Annotated in this window: 18 protein-coding genes; 1 reads left to right on the top strand and 17 read right to left on the bottom strand. The window is 48.8% G+C overall.

Features of this window, described 5'->3' with window-relative positions; genetic code table 11:
- Positions 1–107: 107 nt before the first annotated feature.
- The 17 genes from ACE3MZ_RS10955 to ACE3MZ_RS10875 all read right to left on the bottom strand — a co-directional run bounded on the left by ACE3MZ_RS10955 (position 108) and on the right by ACE3MZ_RS10875 (position 17811).
- A complete protein-coding gene (locus ACE3MZ_RS10955; RefSeq protein WP_411346462.1) occupies positions 108–776 on the bottom strand; it encodes a hypothetical protein in 669 nt (222 codons plus the stop codon).
- Between the two features lie 491 nt (positions 777–1267).
- A complete protein-coding gene (locus ACE3MZ_RS10950; RefSeq protein WP_411346461.1) occupies positions 1268–1702 on the bottom strand; it encodes a MarR family winged helix-turn-helix transcriptional regulator in 435 nt (144 codons plus the stop codon).
- A 327-nt stretch (positions 1703–2029) separates the two neighbouring features.
- A complete protein-coding gene (locus tag ACE3MZ_RS10945; RefSeq protein ID WP_411346460.1) occupies positions 2030–3277 on the bottom strand; it encodes a PLP-dependent aminotransferase family protein in 1248 nt (415 codons plus the stop codon).
- Positions 3278–3329: 52 nt separating this feature from the next.
- The gene (locus ACE3MZ_RS10940; protein ID WP_411346459.1) at positions 3330–4493 is read right to left on the bottom strand and encodes an amidohydrolase; all 1164 of its coding nucleotides are present in this window, start codon (positions 4491–4493) and stop codon (positions 3330–3332) included.
- Between the two features lie 48 nt (positions 4494–4541).
- Complete coding sequence (locus ACE3MZ_RS10935; RefSeq protein ID WP_411346458.1) at positions 4542–5609, bottom strand: LLM class flavin-dependent oxidoreductase; 1068 nt, start codon at positions 5607–5609, stop codon at positions 4542–4544.
- 126 nt (positions 5610–5735) lie between these two features.
- Complete coding sequence (locus ACE3MZ_RS10930; protein ID WP_411346457.1) at positions 5736–6488, bottom strand: amino acid ABC transporter ATP-binding protein; 753 nt, start codon at positions 6486–6488, stop codon at positions 5736–5738.
- Positions 6485–7195, bottom strand: a complete 711-nt coding sequence (locus tag ACE3MZ_RS10925) for an amino acid ABC transporter permease (RefSeq protein ID WP_411346456.1) — start codon at positions 7193–7195, stop codon at positions 6485–6487. Before ACE3MZ_RS10925 ends, ACE3MZ_RS10930 begins: the two co-directional genes overlap by 4 nt.
- Positions 7192–7965 carry an amino acid ABC transporter permease gene (locus ACE3MZ_RS10920; RefSeq protein ID WP_411346455.1) on the bottom strand — a complete coding sequence of 258 codons (774 nt, stop codon included), beginning with the start codon at positions 7963–7965 and terminating at the stop codon, positions 7192–7194. Before ACE3MZ_RS10920 ends, ACE3MZ_RS10925 begins: the two co-directional genes overlap by 4 nt.
- A 51-nt stretch (positions 7966–8016) precedes the next feature.
- Positions 8017–8859, bottom strand: a complete 843-nt coding sequence (locus ACE3MZ_RS10915) for a transporter substrate-binding domain-containing protein (protein ID WP_411346761.1) — start codon at positions 8857–8859, stop codon at positions 8017–8019.
- A gap of 963 nt (positions 8860–9822) precedes the next feature.
- Complete coding sequence (locus ACE3MZ_RS10910; RefSeq protein ID WP_411346454.1) at positions 9823–10740, bottom strand: LysR family transcriptional regulator; 918 nt, start codon at positions 10738–10740, stop codon at positions 9823–9825.
- Positions 10741–10978: 238 nt separating this feature from the next.
- Positions 10979–12304 carry an LLM class flavin-dependent oxidoreductase gene (locus tag ACE3MZ_RS10905; RefSeq protein ID WP_411346453.1) on the bottom strand — a complete coding sequence of 442 codons (1326 nt, stop codon included), beginning with the start codon at positions 12302–12304 and terminating at the stop codon, positions 10979–10981.
- Between the two features lie 41 nt (positions 12305–12345).
- Entirely contained in the window at positions 12346–12651 is a 306-nt protein-coding gene (locus ACE3MZ_RS10900; RefSeq protein WP_411346452.1) for a glutaredoxin family protein, read from the bottom strand.
- An 88-nt stretch (positions 12652–12739) separates the two neighbouring features.
- On the bottom strand, positions 12740–13384 hold the full coding sequence (locus ACE3MZ_RS10895) for a GNAT family N-acetyltransferase (RefSeq protein ID WP_411346451.1): 645 nt from the start codon (positions 13382–13384) through the stop codon (positions 12740–12742).
- A 66-nt stretch (positions 13385–13450) separates the two neighbouring features.
- Positions 13451–14311: an ATP-binding cassette domain-containing protein gene (locus ACE3MZ_RS10890; protein WP_411346450.1), complete on the bottom strand. Its 861-nt coding sequence runs from the start codon at positions 14309–14311 to the stop codon at positions 13451–13453.
- Positions 14312–14381: 70 nt separating this feature from the next.
- The gene (ssuC, locus tag ACE3MZ_RS10885) at positions 14382–15329 is read right to left on the bottom strand and encodes an aliphatic sulfonate ABC transporter permease SsuC (RefSeq protein WP_411346449.1); all 948 of its coding nucleotides are present in this window, start codon (positions 15327–15329) and stop codon (positions 14382–14384) included.
- A 138-nt stretch (positions 15330–15467) separates the two neighbouring features.
- Positions 15468–16538: an ABC transporter substrate-binding protein gene (locus ACE3MZ_RS10880; protein WP_411346448.1), complete on the bottom strand. Its 1071-nt coding sequence runs from the start codon at positions 16536–16538 to the stop codon at positions 15468–15470.
- 127 nt (positions 16539–16665) lie between these two features.
- On the bottom strand, positions 16666–17811 hold the full coding sequence (locus tag ACE3MZ_RS10875; protein ID WP_411346447.1) for an iron-containing alcohol dehydrogenase family protein: 1146 nt from the start codon (positions 17809–17811) through the stop codon (positions 16666–16668).
- A gap of 356 nt (positions 17812–18167) precedes the next feature.
- On the opposite strand from ACE3MZ_RS10875, the gene ACE3MZ_RS10870 reads away from it, so the two are divergent.
- Positions 18168–18608 (top strand): hypothetical protein, encoded by a 441-nt coding sequence (locus ACE3MZ_RS10870; RefSeq protein ID WP_411346446.1) that lies wholly within the window; start codon positions 18168–18170, stop codon positions 18606–18608.
- Positions 18609–18656 lie beyond the last annotated feature (48 nt).

Genomic DNA, 18656 nt, shown 5'->3' with positions numbered 1-18656 from the left:
TTTGAAGTCCATGTATCCCTCTATTCCTATGTAAAACGCGCTGCCAAATCAATAATCCAGCAGCAGATAAACAACCTTCATACTCTACTTCCAGCTAATCCACAACATTACAGATTGCCTTCCAGCGTCTGCCGATATCCGTGTCGGAAAAACATTGTATCTGCTTCTTCCCACATGCGTAATTGGGTCAAACAGGCTTGCACTGTTTCTTCCAGCACTGCTATCACGTCATCCCATCGCAGCAATTCCAATGATTCCACAGGCGCAGGCGTATCTTCAGGATGCAGCAGTTCATTTTCCAAATCACTCACCAGCAGTGGTAACAGCTTCAGATCTGCTTCCGGCATGGCAACAACCTCATCGTTCAATTGTGTATATACAACGCCATAATAAGCAGGCAACTGGCTGTCCAATCGGCACAGATCGCGTTCGTATTTCTCTTTTGCTTCCTGTCTGTCCTCTGGTGCAAGTTTGCTAATATACGGCGCATAAATCTTTTTGATCCAGAGATCATCGGTCAGCAGGTGAAAATAATAGCCAATATGAAATGGACTGCGCTGTTCTCGCAAATACGTAGCGGCAAACCGTTCCAGATCAAAAAAACCTTCCCCCGTCGAATCCAACCGAATAAAATGAGAGCGGCGCTTGCTCCGGTCATTGGCTGCGTATTCCACCACATCCGGCGCCAGATTGCCTAGCATAAACTGACGGTCATGCCAGCCTAACCTGCTCTCGATCAGTGCGGCAATACAATAATGCATCATTCGTGAACCCATATCTGTTCCCTCCTGTGCTGACTTGTCCTTTACCATTATCCCCGGAATAGTATACGGGAAAGTGCCGTACATCTCATATTGACACTCCATCCTGTCCCTCTCTTTCTTATTCCTGTAAATTATCATAGCATGTTACTGTTTTTTGTACACCCGGCAGGTGTTACTCGTTTCGCGAATAAATAGAATATTCCGGCGCAACATACAAAAGCGCTTATTCCACCTGCGGAACAAGCGCTTTTCCATATATAAATGATGCGATAAAGGGAAAAAGTAAGCAGCGGTTGCGTACACATACGATCATTTATATAAACGACTGCCTCCGCTTTGCCACAGCATGAGCAATCTGGAATATACAAACACTATTTTCAACTTCTACTACTTTCCATTTCTTCATTTTTAACAATTATTTTGTATACAAAATTTGTAAACAAAAGGATGGGCATCGAAACAAATGTTCCGAAACCCGGTTCCTTTGCGATCTATGCATCTATTTATACTTTCAGTTTACCAATAATCTGGCGAATTTGTTGATTCAGATTTTCCAGTTCATCGCGGCTCAATCCCGTTGATTGCAGCAGCGATTGCGGGATACAAGCAGAACGCTCGCGCAGCTCCATACCGTTATCCGTAATGCGAATTTTGACAACACGTTCATCCTCTACCGAGCGTTGACGTGTGATCAATCCGGCTTCTTCCATCCGTTTCAACATCGATGTCATTGTACCGGAGTCCAAATAAATCTCCTTACCCAGTTCCTTAATGGTGCACTCGCGTTTATCCCACAGCACGACAAGTGCCAGATACTGCGGATAGGTAATGCCCATTTCTTCAAGCATCGGCCAGTACATGCGCGTGATTGCCCGTGAACCTGCATAAAGAGAAAAGCAGAGGTGCTGTTCCAGTGCCAGTGTATCTTTATTATCCACTTTTCTCACCCTTTAAATAAATTAATTAATTTAAATGTTATTATACCTTGCATACATGATTCTTGCTTGCATTTATCATAACGGGATTGATATATATTGTCAACAATTAATTTGTTGTTAATTTAAATTAGATCTGAGATTTTATTTCCTTACTATATGTTGCATATATTTCTCTTATTCATCGTACGAAGTAATGACTTTGTATAATGATACACAAAAACCCTTCCACATATGTACATCACTCTTTGTCAAAAATAAGAGTCATTTGCATAGGCAAAGGGTTTATTATGGTTTATTTACACGATCATTTGTAGTTACTTTACATGCTTATATAGTTGCGGTTGAGATGGATTGATCTGATTTTGTCGTTGCACTTTGTTTGTATTGTGCGTAGGCGGCTGCTAAACGGACAATGCCCTTTTCGATTTGGTCGCTGGTGCAATAGCTGAAGCAGAGGCGAACGTGGTGGTGCGTGTTACGATCTGGGTAGAAGCTACGCCCGTCTACGATGCTCACGCCCTGATTAGCTGCCAATTGTTGAAGTATGGTCGTATCGACGGACTCTGGGAACGTGAGCCATAGGAAGAAGCCACCTTCTGGCAGTACATAATGGACTTCATCCCCAAAATGACGATCAATCGCATGCGCCATAATATCGCGTTGTGTCCGGTAATGATCGTTCAGCTGATCCAAGTGTTGTTCAAAGTTCAAGCGCGACAGCAACGATGCCAAAATCTCCTGTGTGAAGACGCCCGTGCTGCCACCAAGCATCAGGATGCGCAGCTTATCGATCAGCAGCGGATGCGCGATCGCCCAACCGAGACGGATGCCGGGAGCGATGATTTTGGAAAAGGTATTCAGGTAGATGGTCCGCTCCGGTGCGAGCGAATACAAGGTAGGCAAGTACTCGCCTGTAAAGTTCAGTTCCGCGTAAGCATCATCTTCCAGCAGGTAGAAATTATAATCGCGTGCCAGTGCCGCCAGACGATGGCGCTTCACTAGCGATAACGTTACACCACCAGGATTGTGATACGTTGGCATCGTATAGAGCAGTTTCGGCAACGCGCGACCTTCGGTTTTTGCCTGAATGAGCGCTTCTTCCAATGCGTCGATATCCAGCCCATCCTCCTGTATTGGAAAGGAAAAGATCACCGCACCGGACAAACGAAAAGCCTGTAAAGCGCTAAAAAAGGTCGGCGCTTCCGTCCATACTTCATCGCCCGGCTCCAGTAACAATTGCGCAGCTAGCGACAAGCCTTGTGTGGCACCGTATGTAATCAGCACATCAGAGCGCTGCGCTTCTATACCGTTATGCTGCGCACGGTTCAATACCCATTCCAAAATATACTCAGGACCAGGTGCGCCCGAATATTGTAATGCCTGTCGCCCATGGCTCATGATCGCTTGCCCCGATGCCTGCTCCAACTCAGCAATCGGGAACAAATGCGGTGCAGCAAAGCCGAACGATAGATGCACATGATCTTCATGCGTAACTGTTGTACTACCAATGGACGGTGTTGATGGAATATGACGAGACAACAGCGACAGATCAGGTTGCGACACAGGTTGAGTCACAAGAATAACCACCTTTCTGATATGAAAACTGTACATCGTTCAGATCCAAATGTTATACGCGAACGTTATTGGAGCTGGATAGTTTGTTTAGCGCATGCTGCGCAGTTTGTGCTAGCACAGCAGCAGTACTGCTCAGCGCCTGTTCATCCACATCAAATGCCGGATGATGCCACTCCTGCGGACCGGATGTGCCGACAAACAGGAATACACCCGGCACTTCCTGCTGATAAAAAGAAAAATCCTCGCTCGCTGGTGATACAGCTGGAACAATCGTCTGCAACCCGGCAGCCTGTACAGCCTGCTCTACCACAGGTACCCACTCGGCATCATTATGGATAGGCGGCGGACCGTCGATCCATTTGACAGTAACGGTGCCACCGAATGCCGATGCTACACCGTGAGTCACCTGCTCAAATTGTTGACGTACATGACGGCGTACATTCTCATCAAACGTACGAATCGTTCCTTCCAGACGAGCCAGGTCGGGAATCACATTCCATACATGCCCACTATTCAGCTGTGTGACGCTAATGACGGCACTATCCTGTGCACTAATGCTGCGGCTGACGATCGATTGCAGCGCGGTAATGATATGCGCAGCAATTACAATTGGATCAAGTCCAGCTTCTGGAACAGCAGCATGTGTGCCTTTGCCACGCACGTCTACACGGAATCCGTCAGCCGCCGCCATCAGTGCGCCTTCCTTAACACCGATCGTTCCGACTGGCAGATCCGGCTTGTTATGCAATCCGAATACTGCGGATACTCCTTCCAATGCACCAGCAGCAATGACTTGCTGAGCACCTTTCGCCTTTTCCTCAGCAGGTTGAAAAATCAAGCGCACTTTACCTGACAGTTGATCCTCCTGTTGCTTTAGCAAATAGGCGGCACCAAGTAGCGATGCGGTGTGAAAGTCATGCCCGCAGGCGTGCATTTTACCGGGAATTTCCGATGCAAACGGTAGCCCGGTCTCCTCCTGCACTGGTAACGCATCAATATCGCCACGTAACGCTACAATAGGACCGTTCGCAGATCCGATTTCAGCGATAATGCCTGTTTTTAGCTGCGGTGTATCCAAAATACGAATCTCAGCAGCAAGCAGCTGCTGGCGAATATACGCTGTCGTCTCAATCTCCTCGCCAGATAGCTCAGGATGGCGGTGCAGATGACGGCGCACCTCCACCAGCCGTTCCTGCAATGCTTCGGTTAATGTCATCGGTAGTCCGCTCCTCTCATGATGTGATGGCAAATGTATAACGGTATGCTACCGCGCTGCTATCGATGTGTCCAGCTTAGAGGTAGAGTTGGTTAACCCATTCTCTTCCCCATGCTGTACGAATACCTGTTGCAACAACTCAAACGAACGTACTTTTTTATCAAAGTCACGAATTACAGTATGTGTAATAATCTCCTGAATGCCAAAGCGTTCGCGGATATGAGATAGCTGTTCATATACGTGATTGGGAGAGCCTTTGACGACTTTGGCTTCTTTTACTTCGATGCGGAACGTTTCATTCGATTGGCGACCGAATTCCTCGGCTTGCGCAACGGTGCCCACGGTGAGCACGCGACCGCTTTCCAGATGGATTTTGACTGACAAATTCTCGCCTGCCAGCTCATCCGCTTCTTGATCGCTATCCGCTACGATGATGGACAGCGCCAGAATGACATGCGGCTCTGCCAGCTCGGCGGATGGTACGAACGATGCACGGTACGCCTGCACCGCTTCCAGCGCTACCTCTTCATCGCCGTTAATGAACAGCGAGAATACATACGGCAGCCCCTGACGTGCAGCCAATTCCGCACTGTCACGACTTGCACCGAGTAGAAAAATAGATGCCGGATGTGCGGATTGCGGGCTGACATGAATGCCTGCCAGCGCATGATCATCAGCTATCCGATTGTGCAAATAATTACGTGTCTCCAATAGCTTGTCTGTCAATGAGCGCGAATCTCCATGCTCGCCTTGCAGCGCACGCGTTGAACGCGGCAGTCCACCCGGCGCACGACCGATGCCCAGCTCTACCCGTCCCGGTGCCAGCGCCGCCAACACATTGAAGTTCTCGGCAACTTTGTACGGGCTATAATGCTGTAGCATGACTCCACCAGAACCGAGCAAAATATGATTGGTACGTGCTAGCAGATAGGAGATTAGCACCTCCGGTGAGGAACCAGACACGCTCGCCGAATCGTGATGCTCCGACACCCAGAAGCGTCGATAACCGAGTCGCTCGGCAAGCTGTGCCAGTTCAATCGTACGGGCAAAGGACTGCTCGGCAGTTTCCCCTTCATAAATTGGCGTTTGATCCAATATTCCAACAGGTATAGTCATCTCATATCCTCCATTCTTTATCTGTTTGATTCAGTAAGTTGCATATAGGCTCATCTGCTGTCGTGTCCAATATGTTCACACGCTTGCTGTATCATTTCTTTGGATCAGATCATCGACATCCGATCACTAGATCGAATAATTCGCTTCTGGCGTAATGCGGCGTAGGAATTGCTTGGTACGCTCCTCGCGTGGACGCTGGAAAATCTCGTCCGGCTTGCCCTGCTCCACTACAACCCCGCCATCCATAAACACGACGCGGCTTGCCACATCGCGGGCAAAGCCCATTTCATGGGTAACGATAATCATCGTAATACCCTCTTCCGCAATGCGCCGAATGACTTCTAGCACTTCGCCAACCAATTCTGGGTCAAGTGCCGAAGTCGGCTCGTCAAATAGAATCACTTCAGGATTGAGCGCCAGTGCGCGGGCAATGCCGACACGCTGCTGCTGACCACCGGATAGCTGACTTGGATAGTGATTGAGCTTCTCACTCAGACCGACCTTTTGCAGCATTCGGGTGCTGATTTCTTCCGCTTCACTGCGTGGAATGCGGCGTACTACCGTTAGTCCTTCCATCACATTTTCCAGTGCCGTCTTGTGCTTGAACAGATTGTATTGTTGAAATACCATCGCAGTCTGTTGACGTAGCTGGTGAATGTCATGGCGTGACGGATGCTTGCCACTTACCTTGTGCTTGCCTACCTGAATCTGTCCTTGATCTGGACGCTCCAAATAGTTAATACAGCGTAGCAGCGTCGTTTTGCCAGAGCCGCTGGGACCGAGGATTACGACGACTTCGCCTTTGTCCACCGACAGGTCGATCTGTTTTAACACTTCATGCTTGCCAAACGACTTGCTGATCTTCTCCACCGCGATCATAGCGCACCTCCTCGTTGAAAGCTGTTCAGTCTATATTCCAGCCAGCCGCTCAATCGTTCGATCAGGACAGTCAATCCCCAGAACAACAATGCAGCTGCCACATAAGCCTCAAAATATTTCCAATTGTCCGCAGCGACGACCTGTGCTTGCGCATTAATCTCCACGACAGATATCGTGTACGCCAGTGTGGAACCATGCAGCATACCGATTACGGAGTTGGACAGATTGGGCAAACTCACTGCCAATGCCTGCGGGAATACGATCCGGCGCAATGCCTGCGGCGTTGTCATCCCAATCGAATGTGCCGCTTCTATCTGACCACGATCTACCGCCAGAATACCCGCGCGCACGACTTCGGACATGTACGCTCCTGCTGTAATGGAAAAAGCGATACAAGCAAAGCCGATGAGTGGAATCGAAGCCGATGTGAAGGAACTGCCCAGTGCTTTGGCGATGCCGTCGATCAGGAGCGGCAGCCCGAAATAAATGAGCAACAGATGCATCAGCATCGGCGTACCGCGAACAAAGGTAACATATGCCGCAGACAGCTGTGCCAGCACCGGAATGCGGTAAATCCGGCTCAATGCCACCACACCGCCAATCACGAAGCCAGCAATGACAGAGACTGCCGTAATGAGCAGCGTTGTCGGTAACGCTTGGAATAGACTGAGAAACGCTGTCCACATAAATGAAGGATCAAAGCTCATCCGTTTTTGCCTCCTTTTCCGTTAAGTGGAATGGGTCGCAGTTGCCAGCGCCGGAAAGAGCGTGCACGTGGTTCCACCTGATCGGTACGTGCATACCGGTTCAGATAACGCTCCAACCAGATAAAGCCGCGTTCCAGAATGACGCTGATGACAAAGTAGATCAATGACAATGCGATATATGTTTCGATAAAATGCTGAGTCGCCGTACCGAGTGTTTGCGAGCGCCCGGTCATCTCCATAACTCCAAGTGTGAAGGCGAGCGACGTATCTTTTAAATTCCCGATCACCAGATTGCCGAACAGCGGCACTGAGATTCCCAGTGCCTGTGGCAAAATAATACGTTGAAATGTCTGATACCCGTTCATACCGATGGACTGTGCTGCCTCAATCTGTCCTTTGTCCACGGCTTCCACAGCTGCCCGGATCATCTCGGAGATGAATGCTCCGCTGTTCAGCGCATACGTCAGAATGACAAAGTACAGTACGGAAAAGCGGGATACATCGATATGCAGCCAACCAAGTATTTCCGGTAATCCATAATAGATCAGAAACAATTGGATCAAAATCGGCGTACCACGGAAAAACGATACATAAATGCGTGACATCCGCTGCAATACAGGCACGTTGTACAGTCTCGGCAGTGCGACCAGCAAACCGATCAGCAGCCCCAGTGCTATCGAGCTGCCGACGATGAGCAGCGTGATGTTCAGATACGCCAGTAGCTTCGGTATAAAGTCAAACACATAGTTAATGTCAAAACGTCTGCTCATGTCTGCTCCTCCCTGCCATGAATAGAATTAGAATGATGCATAGGTATAACCTTATTGACCTGTCACTTTGGCTTCAGCCAGTGTTTTGGTAAAGTCATCGCCCAGCCATTGCTCGCTCAGCTTTTTCAGTGTGCCATCGGCTTTGATTTCCGTTACGGCTTTGTCGATCTCATCGGACAGTGCTTGCTCGTCTTTGCGGAAGACGAAGTATACGTTGGACTCGTTCAATGGCTCACCGACTGTTTTCAGTGCTACATTGCCGTCTGCATCGGTGTTGAAGCGGTTGGCAAAGTCCGTTGTGATCGTTGCATCGACACGTCCGGAAACGACTTGCTGTACGGTATCGTTGGCTGCACCGCTAGTGTAGACTATATCAATCGCGTTGTTATGCGTCTTGTTGTATTGATTCAGTAAGTACGCGGCGTTGCTTGTTGCGCCAGTCAGTACTTTTTTACCTTTCAGATCATCCAGACCTTGGATTGTATTGTTATCCTTCGCTACCGCTACCCGGTTTAGGAAAATGCTGTATGGTACTTTGTTGAATAGATATTTTTCCTCACGTTCCGGGTTCGTTTCCATCTGGTGGGCAACGAAGTCGATTTTGTTCGTTTCCAGACTCAGCAGCAGGTTGGAGAATTCCATCGTTTTGAATTCAAACTCCACATCCGGCAGACGCTTGTCGATCTCGCGTACCAGCTCTACATCGTAACCGGTCAGCTTGCCATTCTCATCGATAAAGCACACATTCGGAAATTGCGTACCCGTTCCGACGATGATTTTGCGAACGCCATTGGAGCTTGCTGCATCGGCATTACCGGATGATGCGGTTGTCGTACTGCTTGCGGAACCGCCGCTTGATTCGCTAACCGAGGCGCACCCGGATAAAAAGAGCATCAGTGCCATCAGCACGAATACTGGTCCTTTTGTGAAGTAATTCCATGTCTTGAATTGGCTTTGTTTGTTGTTCATTACCTATTCCCCCAAATTCTTATCTTTTTAATCGGATTTTATCCAGCGACTGGTGTGTTGCAACCGGATGTAGTGGATGTGCGATAAATCTATCATCTTGTGATGGGTAGCGTCAATGCAGGTTTTAATCGAAAGATTCTATATGGGTATTGAACAAATCTATAGGTTGGGAGGTGGATGGTTGAATCCACTGCGGGAAGGAATAAGGGAATGGAACTCCGGTGGAGGCACGAGAATCTACGGATTAGGATTACATGTAGATTCTCGCACCTCCAAGGTCGTTCCATTTCCCTTATTTCCTTCCCTCCGTTCCGTGCAACCTCCACCTTTTGGGTAGGCGGCAGTGGGAAACATGGAAACCTTAATGATTAATAGAGTATCAAGTAATCAATAGAATTTTTTTAAGAAAATTGTTATGAGTTGATATAGGCAAATTCTATTTTTGTTATTAGGGTATGAAATGATATAACATGGTTTGGCATTTTGATAGTGTTGTATTTGCTCTATTTCATTTCTTGTTTATAGTATTTCTTTGGTTTCTTCTGTGTCTGTTCTTGATTTTTACTTTGCTTTTTTTATTGGACGATTTGATGCAAGCTATTTATTTGTGAATCTTTTGATATATATGGAAGATGTTGTGAATGGTATATCTAGTTAGTTAGTTAGTTATTTAGTTAGCTATTGATTTTACAATGCCAAACGGGGCGTGCTTTGGTTGGCTCGCCCCGCTGGTGGTGTCGTTGGCTGGTATGGGTTGCAGTTTGTTTGTCGGGTGTTGCGTGATGTATGGGTGGGTTGGTGTTATGTGTCGACTGGTGTGCAGTAGCATAGATTTGTTTATTTTATTGAGCTTGGTGATTATGTTTCTCTTTGGTATGGTCGTCCTCGTTAACCGGGGACGGCGATTTCGGGTTGTTCTTGGCGGCGGAAGTAGTCGACGTCGCGCAGCAGGTCAGCCATCATGGATGTCATGTGGGCAGGTTGTTCTTTTAGCGTGACCAGGCTCGTTTGCAGGGAGATGCCTTCGATTTCCGGTAATGGGACACGGACGAGCAAACCCTGTTTGACTTCTTCGTGTACACTCAAGCCGGGTAAGAAGGCGATGCCGGCTTTTTGCAGAACGAGTTTCTTGGCGGTTTCGGAGTGATCAACCTGAAATGCGATCTCTGGTGGCGATTCCATCGCTTCGAATACACGGTGGATGCGCAGCCAGTCGAGTGAGCCGCATTCGAAAAAGACGAGCTGCTGGCGTTCCAGTGCGGCAATCGATGTAGGCGGACGATACGCAAACGGGTGGTCGGCATACACATACAATGAAATCGGATCTTCGTAGGAAGATACGGTACGGATCGACGGATGCATCATTTTGCGTACAAATCCAATATCAATTTCTTTATTCAATAGACGGCTGACGAGCTGGTCGGTCGTTGCCGTGATCAATTTAAAATTGGTTTGTGGATATTGCAACTTCAATTGGGGTAACAGCTCCGGAATGACATAATTGGATACGGAAATGGTGCATCCGATGGTCAGCTCCTCTGGTGTTGTCTTGACCGTTTGAATCCGTTGTCTACCTTTTTGCAGCACTTGCAATACTTGTTGAGCGTACGGCAAAAAGCGTCTGCCTTCTTCGGTCAGCACAATCTGACGTCCAAGCCGTTCGAACAGTTTGCAGCCCAGTTCTCTCTCCAGCGATTGAATTCGCGCGGTGACGGAAGGCTGGGACAGGAACAGAATCTCTGCCGCCTTGTTAAAGCTGCCGTAATGATGGATGTACACAAAAGCTTCCATATTCTCAATGTTCACGGTGCATTCCCCTTTCATCAGTGTATGAAAATAGCTTGCATTCACCAAATCTTATTTTACCAATCATTTAACTTGGTTTTATGTATCATAGGTTGTGAACTGTGCATTGTCAACGGGTTTCGCGGGTACAGAACGCGCTCCGCCAGCTTTTGGAAAAGAAAAAGTCAGGCGGGACGCGCACTTTCGCCACTTGTCACCAGAATGGGAAAATCATACAACTCTGGTCATCACCTTATGCTCAGCTGTTCACTGGCTTGGCAGCATAACGATTTTGCGGAATGGGCACACCCAGATTCTCGCGTAATGTAGTATGCTCATAGTCTTCACGATAGATGCCACGCGCCTGCAAAATCGGCACCACTTGATCGACAAAATCATGCAATCCCGACGGCAGATCAGAATGAATAATGAATCCGTCCGCCCCTTTTTGCTCAAACCATTCTTGAATGCGGTCAGCTACCTGCTCGGCTGTACCGATAAAGTTACTGCGCGGCGTTGCCGATTGCAGTGCTACTTCACGCAGCGTCAGATTGCGCTCTTTGGCATCCTTTTTGATCTTGTCGGTGCCGCTACGGAAGCTGTTACTTCCGATGCCGTTCAGCTCTGGGAATGGCTCATCCAGCGGATACTGCGAGAAGTCATGATGATCGAAGAAGCGTCCCAAGTATTGCAGCGCCTTGTCGATCGTCACGAGACTGGCGATCTCCTGATACTTCTGCTCTGCCTCCTCCTCCGTACGTCCAATAATAGGCGTAATGCCCGGCAAAATCTTCACTTCTTCCTCGTCCCGTCCATATCCGGTTACACGTGTCTTCACATCCTGATAGAACGCCTGTGCATCCGCCAGCGTCTCCTGACCAGTGAAGATCGCATCCGCCGAGCGAGCAGCGAGGTTTTTGCCATCTTCGGATGAACCTGCTTGGAAAATCACTGGCTGCCCCTGCGGCGTACGAGCGATATTCAGCGGTCCCTGCACGGAAAAGTATTCTCCCTGATGATTCAGCGTATGCAGCTTGTCCGGGTCAAAGAACACACCGCTTTCTTTGTCACGCACAAACGCATCTTCTTCCCACGAATCCCACAGCCCTTTGGCAACGTCTAGATATTCAGACGCGATCTTGTAGCGCTCTGGATGAGACGGATGACGGTCGCGGCTATAGTTCAGCGCTGTGCCTTCCAGCGGCGATGTCACCACATTCCAGCCCGCACGTCCACCGCTAATATGATCCAGCGAAGCCAGCTGACGCGAGATCGTAAACGGTTCGCTATAGCTAGTTGAGATCGTGCCAACCAGACCGATTTTGGATGTGACGCCCGCCAGCGCCGACAGAATCGTTACCGGCTCAAACCGATTGAGAAAATGCGGCAGCGATTTTTCATTAATAAACAGACCGTCTGCGATGAACACCAGATCAAATTTGCCCTCTTCCGCCTTTAATGCCTGACGCTTGTAAAAGTCAAAATTCACGCTGGCATCCGACAGCACCTCCGGGTGACGCCAAGTGGACATACTGCCGCCCACGCCATGAATAATCGCTCCAAATTTCAATTGACGCTTGCTCATTGCATTCATCCTCTCTATTGTACGTGGTAACGAGCCTCTACTTACACCGATACTTGAGCCTGTTGTTGCAGCAATTGTTGCAGCTTCTCAAGATCAGGTTCCAGCAGCGCCGTATAACTGCCCCCATGACCAACTTCCACGACCGGCACATGACGAATACCGTATTTGGCATCCAGCACATCGCGCAGTACATCGTTGCCCGCTACTTCCAGATTGCTGTACTCGTAGCCGTTTGTTTCCAGATACGTTTTGATCTCCTGGCAGAAATGGCAACCCGTTTTGCTCCAGACGACGATTTTTCCGTTGTTTGCTTGAAATTCCTGTGCGTTAGTATGTGAATTGGACATGATAAAGTTCCTCCTTTGGAATGGAAACAGATGAAATGTATTTGTCTTTCAGACGTTGCTGATACTCTACTATACTCATTATCTTCTGCTACACATGCAGCAGGGATTGAAAATTCACTTCAGGATTCAATTGTTTTGCCATATACACAATATGCTCGCCACTATTCACATAATCGTGAAAGATGCGATACCCTTTGCGCTCATACATTGCTGCCAGCCACGGATGACGCGATGCTGTTGCCAGCATAACGCCGGGCTGATTGTGTTTGCCCAGAATGATCTGCTGCTCAACCCAATCTAGCAGACGAGCGCCATCTCCTTGCCCTTTGAACTGAGGAGCAACAGCAAACCAGCGAATAAATGGCAGATCGCTCAATGCCTTCAAGCGCGGCTGATCGTCGCGATCCAGTGTGACCGTAGCTGCAATCTGACCGTCACGCAGCAGCACATAACACTCATGCGCAGCGATATTGTGCTCAATCGCCTCTACAGTCGCATAGCCTGCCGGAAATGGAATCTGTAGTTGTCGCAGCGGTTCGTACGCATCGATGATCACCTGATGCAGCTCAACCGTATCATCCAATATTGCCTGCCGATACGCGAGCGGATGGTGATGTTCTAATTCCGTCGATTGCCCATCCCCTGTTAGTTGCTGATCGGCATGCTTCCCCACACCATCGGCAAGCTGACTGGTTGCAGGAAGCTGCGAATCCCGAGATGACAGATCACCCATCGTATCCCCTCCTAGGTTGAATCGTTCCTGATCCATTGCATCTGTATCGTACGGCATCTGCCTATATCAGATCGAAAAGCTAGGTTGGCGCTTCTGCTCCAATGGATGCGGATGCTCCTCACGCTTCAGCAGACGGTGTAAAATCAGATTTTCAAAATGAGCAAATCCGCTATCCCGCTCACGCGGACGATCCAGCGTAATACGCACATCCAGCTCAATCTGCCCATTCTCGATCAACAACACCCGGTCGGCAAGTGCGACCGCTTCACTCACATCATGCGTGACGAGTACGATCGTCAATTCCTGCTCAATCCACAACCGTTCGATCAATTGCTGCATCTCAATGCGAGTCAGTGCATCCAACGCACCGAGCGGTTCATCCAGCAGCAGCAGATCAGGATGACTGGCAAGGGCGCGTGCTAGAGCGACACGCTGCTTCTGACCGCCAGACAGTACAGCAGGCCAATCCTTTTCGCGATCACCCAATCCGACCTGTTGCAGCGCTTCACGGGCAGTATCACGGTTTTTATCTGGAATGCCTAGCCTTACGTTATCCAGCACCGTTTTCCATGGTAGCAATCGAGACTCCTGAAACAAGAAGCGGGTATTCGGACGCGCCACTTGACGCGGACGACTGATGTTGCCCCGCCTGTCCGCACCGGGACGCGAACTCAGCTTAGCTTGCCGCTTCGGTTCCTTGGCAGCAGACTGGGATACCTGCTGAACATGGATGTTCCCGTTTGTTGGCTGCTCTAACCCGGCAATCAGACGCAGCAATGTACTTTTGCCGCAGCCGCTGCGACCGACAATGGCGATAAATTCGTCTTTTTGAACCTGTACATCAATATCTGACAAAATAAGTCGCTCACCGAACTGCTTTTGTATACGGTCGATATGCAAATACGGGACACTTGTAGATGCAGTCATCTGACTTCCTCCTTGCTGTATGGATTTTATAGTATGCACGCGTTTCTTCGTTTCGTATCTGCTGTAACGCTTACTTGCGTGATAAGGATGGATTCCAGCGCAACCAGCGCTTTTCCAACAGCTTCGCAATACTGTCGGACAGTTTGCCGAGCAGTGCATATAGCAGAATACTTAGTACGATCACATCCATTTGCATAAATTCACGTGCATTCATCGCCATATACCCGATCCCAGAGTCAGCGGCAACGGTCTCGGCAACGATGAGCGTGAGCCACATAATTCCTAGCGCATAGCGGATACCGACCAGAATGGATGGCAAGGCACCCGGCAAAATAATATTCGTATACAGCGCAAACCGGCTCAGTCCATATACACGCCCCATCTCGATCAGACTGTGATCGACGGAACGAATGCCATGAAACGTATTCAGATACACTGGGAAAAATACCCCTAGCGAGACGAGAAATAGCTTCGCTTCTTCACCGATTCCAAACCAGACGATGACTAGAGGAATCAGCGACAGATGTGGGATATTGCGAATCATCTGAATCGATGAATCAGATACCTTTTCCGACAAGCGCGAGATGCCATTAAGTGCACCAAGCAAGAAGCCGAGTCCACCGCCAATGGCAAATCCACTCAAGGCACGCTGCGTACTGATAGCGATATTATCTACCAATTCACCTGTACCCAGTAGCCGGAAGAAGGCTTCCAGCACCTGTGCTGGAGATGGCAAAATATTGTTCGTAATCCAGCCAGTCGTCGATAGCAACTGCCATGCAATAATTAACAGTACCGGTAATCCGAATGGTAGCAAACGGGAGCCCCACGTCTGTAGAAACAGACTACCCGTTCCACCATTCGTCGTTGTCCTGACTGTCGACGGCTGTTGTACAATACCGGACGACGAGGCTGGTGCTTCCGCTTGATATTGCTGAACTTCAACATCGGCGTCCTGCGCTGCTGCACGTTCCTGCATACGAGCAGACGCAGTTGAAGATATGAATTTGGAAGACATCTTCGTGCCACCTCCCTACTATATTTCCCGTTCCTTGCGATTCGACTAGAATCTGAGCAGATTCTCCTACAATGATCATTCCATCGCTGTAATGTAATTCAGAGTACAGTGTGTTTATTTCGATGTTTATTCACGCGTTTATTTCGATGCTGTCGGCGCTTTGAGCTTGTCGTTCAGCGCGTCGCTCCAGAAAGTGGATACGTCTACTTTGGAAGATAATACGCCTGCATCCGTAAATGTATCAGCGACATCCTGCTCCGAAGCAATCGCTTCTTTGGACGTGGCGACAACATGGCTTGGGCGTTGTGCTTCGCCTTCTTTGAGCGTCGTTAATGCCTGATCTTCTGGCTGGTGAGTAGCTGCGGCAGTGATCTTCGCCCAATCTTCCTGATGTGTGCGTGTCCAGTCGTAGAATTGGTTCAAACGATCAAGATAGTCGGCGATCGCATCCTTTCTGGCGGTATCGGCGAGTGCGCTATCCGAAGCGGTTACGAGGAAGCTGCCGGACAGAATGTCCTTGGCGCTGGCCAGCGTTGTTGCTCCATTCTGGTGCGCAGAGATAATCGCATTGCCATAGCTTGCCAGCGCATCAACTTTGCCACTGATCAGCGCGCTCAGTCCATCCGCAGTGGACAACTCAACAGGCTGAATATCCTGCCAGGTCAGCCCGGCATCCTGCAATATTTTTAACAGGAAATAGTGAGCGGTCGTATTTTTGACAAATGCAATCTTTTTCCCTTTTAGATCAGCAGGCGTTTGGATCGATGAATCTTTTGGTACGACGACTTCCTGATTCAGCGTATTGCCTTCCTGCACAGCAACGACTTTAAAATTGCCTCCATTCGCTGCCTGTGAAGCGAAGATTGGCGGAATCTCGCTAGTTGTTCCAAAGTCCACCTGATTGGCAGCCATCGCTTCCAGAATCAGATTGCCACCTTGGAAGACGCTGTATTCAACCTTATAGGGCGTATTATCGAGTCCAGCTGCTTTCAGCCCTTGCTCCAGATTGCCCCATCCGGTTTGTCCGACTTTCAGCACAACGCCACTATCCGATCCGCCAGATGCCGATTCTGCAGCGGCGTTTGGACTGCCTTTGGAGCAGCCTGCTGTTACGAGTAGTAGTACAGTAAGCAGCAGTGCGGGAACGATTTTGAATATGGACTTGCGCCTTACAAATGCTGAATTACGCTGATTAACCAGTTGTTTCATGAATCATCACCTTTTCCCCTTTAATAGTGAAGCCTGATTTTGAAAATAGATATGCATCTACATGCTATGTAGCGGCGTGTAACAATGATTGTCTGGATTGATCGACAGCGACAGCGATTCAGATCATTTAATGGGAGCTGGATATACTGCGCAACACCTGTTCAGCCGCTGTATAATCTCCATGCTGCTGTAAACTGCGTCCCAATTCATGTGCTCGCAGAATTGCCTGCTTCACACTTCCAGCATCCACGGCAAAAGCTAGATTTTGCGCTGCACCTTCACGCAGTGCCAATCCATTCGCAATAATCGTTGCCGCTTGCTCATGATCACTCTCAATCCCTAGCTGATTCAGAGTGACTGGCAGATCCAACTGATGCAGCCATGAAGCAAGTCGGTGCAGCTCTTGCGGCTCCTTGCCTTCCAGTACCCACTGGGTTAACAGTCCAAATGCCACCTTTTCCCCGTGCAGACTGTCATGCGTTTCTTCCAAGCGGGTCAAACTATCATGCAATCCGTGCGCAATCGCCGCATGTGCGGAACCATCCTGAATCGTACCGACCAACCCTGCAAGCACGATAATCGAATCGGTCACTTCGGTAAAAGCGTCTGTCACCTGTCCATTGCCTGCTTGCTCATATACTTCAAGCGCGTGTCGTTCCAAAATATCCAGTGCGAGCTTGGCTGTGCCTACACTGCTTCGCAAAGCAAGACTACCTGCATTCCCGTTTAGGTTGACGGCAAACTCATGCCATTTGACTAGAGTATCGCCGATTCCGGCTGCCAGATAACGACGTGGTGCTTGTGACAGCACATCGGGATCAGCAAGTACAAGCACAGGTGATTGATTCAGCGGCAAGTATCCAGCAGATTGACCATCGCTATCGTACAGTACAGTCAATGCCGACCACGCAGCGCATGTTGCCGGAATCGTCGGCACCGATACAATCGGAATACCAGACTCTTGCGCAACTGCCTTGGACAGATCCAGTACTTTCCCGCCGCCAACACCGATAATGACATTCACTTGAAGTTGACGAGCAATATTCGTATACGACTCAATCTCCTGCCGTGTGGAATATCCGTCAAAAGTCTCCACATGCACCTGCACACCTGCCTGCTCCAATGAAGGCAATAGCGATGGTCTGACACTTGCTAATGCTCTACGTCCTCCAATGACTAGCGCATAGTTCCCGATTGCGTGTACTAGCTCACCGCTTTGTTTTAACAGTCCACGTTCATTCCGGTATACGGCTGGTGCTTTTACTGTAATCATAGTTCAACACTCCTTTATGATCAGGTCTGGTTATAACCGTTAGCGTTCCGTGTCATGCGGAATTTTGAATATCTTATAATTCCGACCTTTTAAGTTGGTTAAAACTTGAATACAGTCTAGCATCCGGCAGGAACCAGCGTCAACGCATCTGATAATCAATAAATTCTATATGTGTATTAAAAGGTTCTATACATACGCTCTTTCCACGCGTCTCCACCTCTGGATGGAGAACCATTTCTGCATATTTCATCGCTATACGGATGATGAGTCATGCCATCTTTTCTATACTGAATGTAATTCAAAAAACCAACAAATCGAACCGCGAGTTCTTAGGATTCGCAGGAAAGTGAGTGAATATGATGTCCAAAACGAAAGAAGTTCGCCCTACCGCACTAGTCATTCTGCCTATTATTCTGATCATCGGTCTATCTCCACAAATTATGCCGCTACTACAGAGCAGTATTGTCCTTGAGTTACTGCTATTGTGCGGAGCTATCGCCGGCATTATGCTGGGCTGGTTCCGTTCGCGCTGGCATACTGTTCATCAAGACCCGGACAGTGGTAAAATTGTAACTAGCGCTTCCATTATGAGTCGCATAACGATTGTTGCTCTGATTGCACTGCGCGTCATCGTATCGTATATGATCGGTGCAGGCTATCTGTTGCCTCATCATGCTGCACTCGGCAATGCGTTGACTGGTGCACTGTTGCTAGCTGCCGTTGCCAATATCGTAACCACACGCATCATTATACTGATCCAATATAATCAACTGGTGCGACATCGTCGTTCGTTTTAATCCATTGCCATGCATGATCCACGCATCCATTACTGAATACGAAAGAAG

The organism is Paenibacillus sp. WLX1005 (assembly GCF_046603685.1).
GTDB lineage: Bacteria > Bacillota > Bacilli > Paenibacillales > Paenibacillaceae > Saccharibacillus.
Note: the sequence above shows the minus strand (reverse complement) of the source record. Positions and strands in the feature narration are given on the sequence as shown.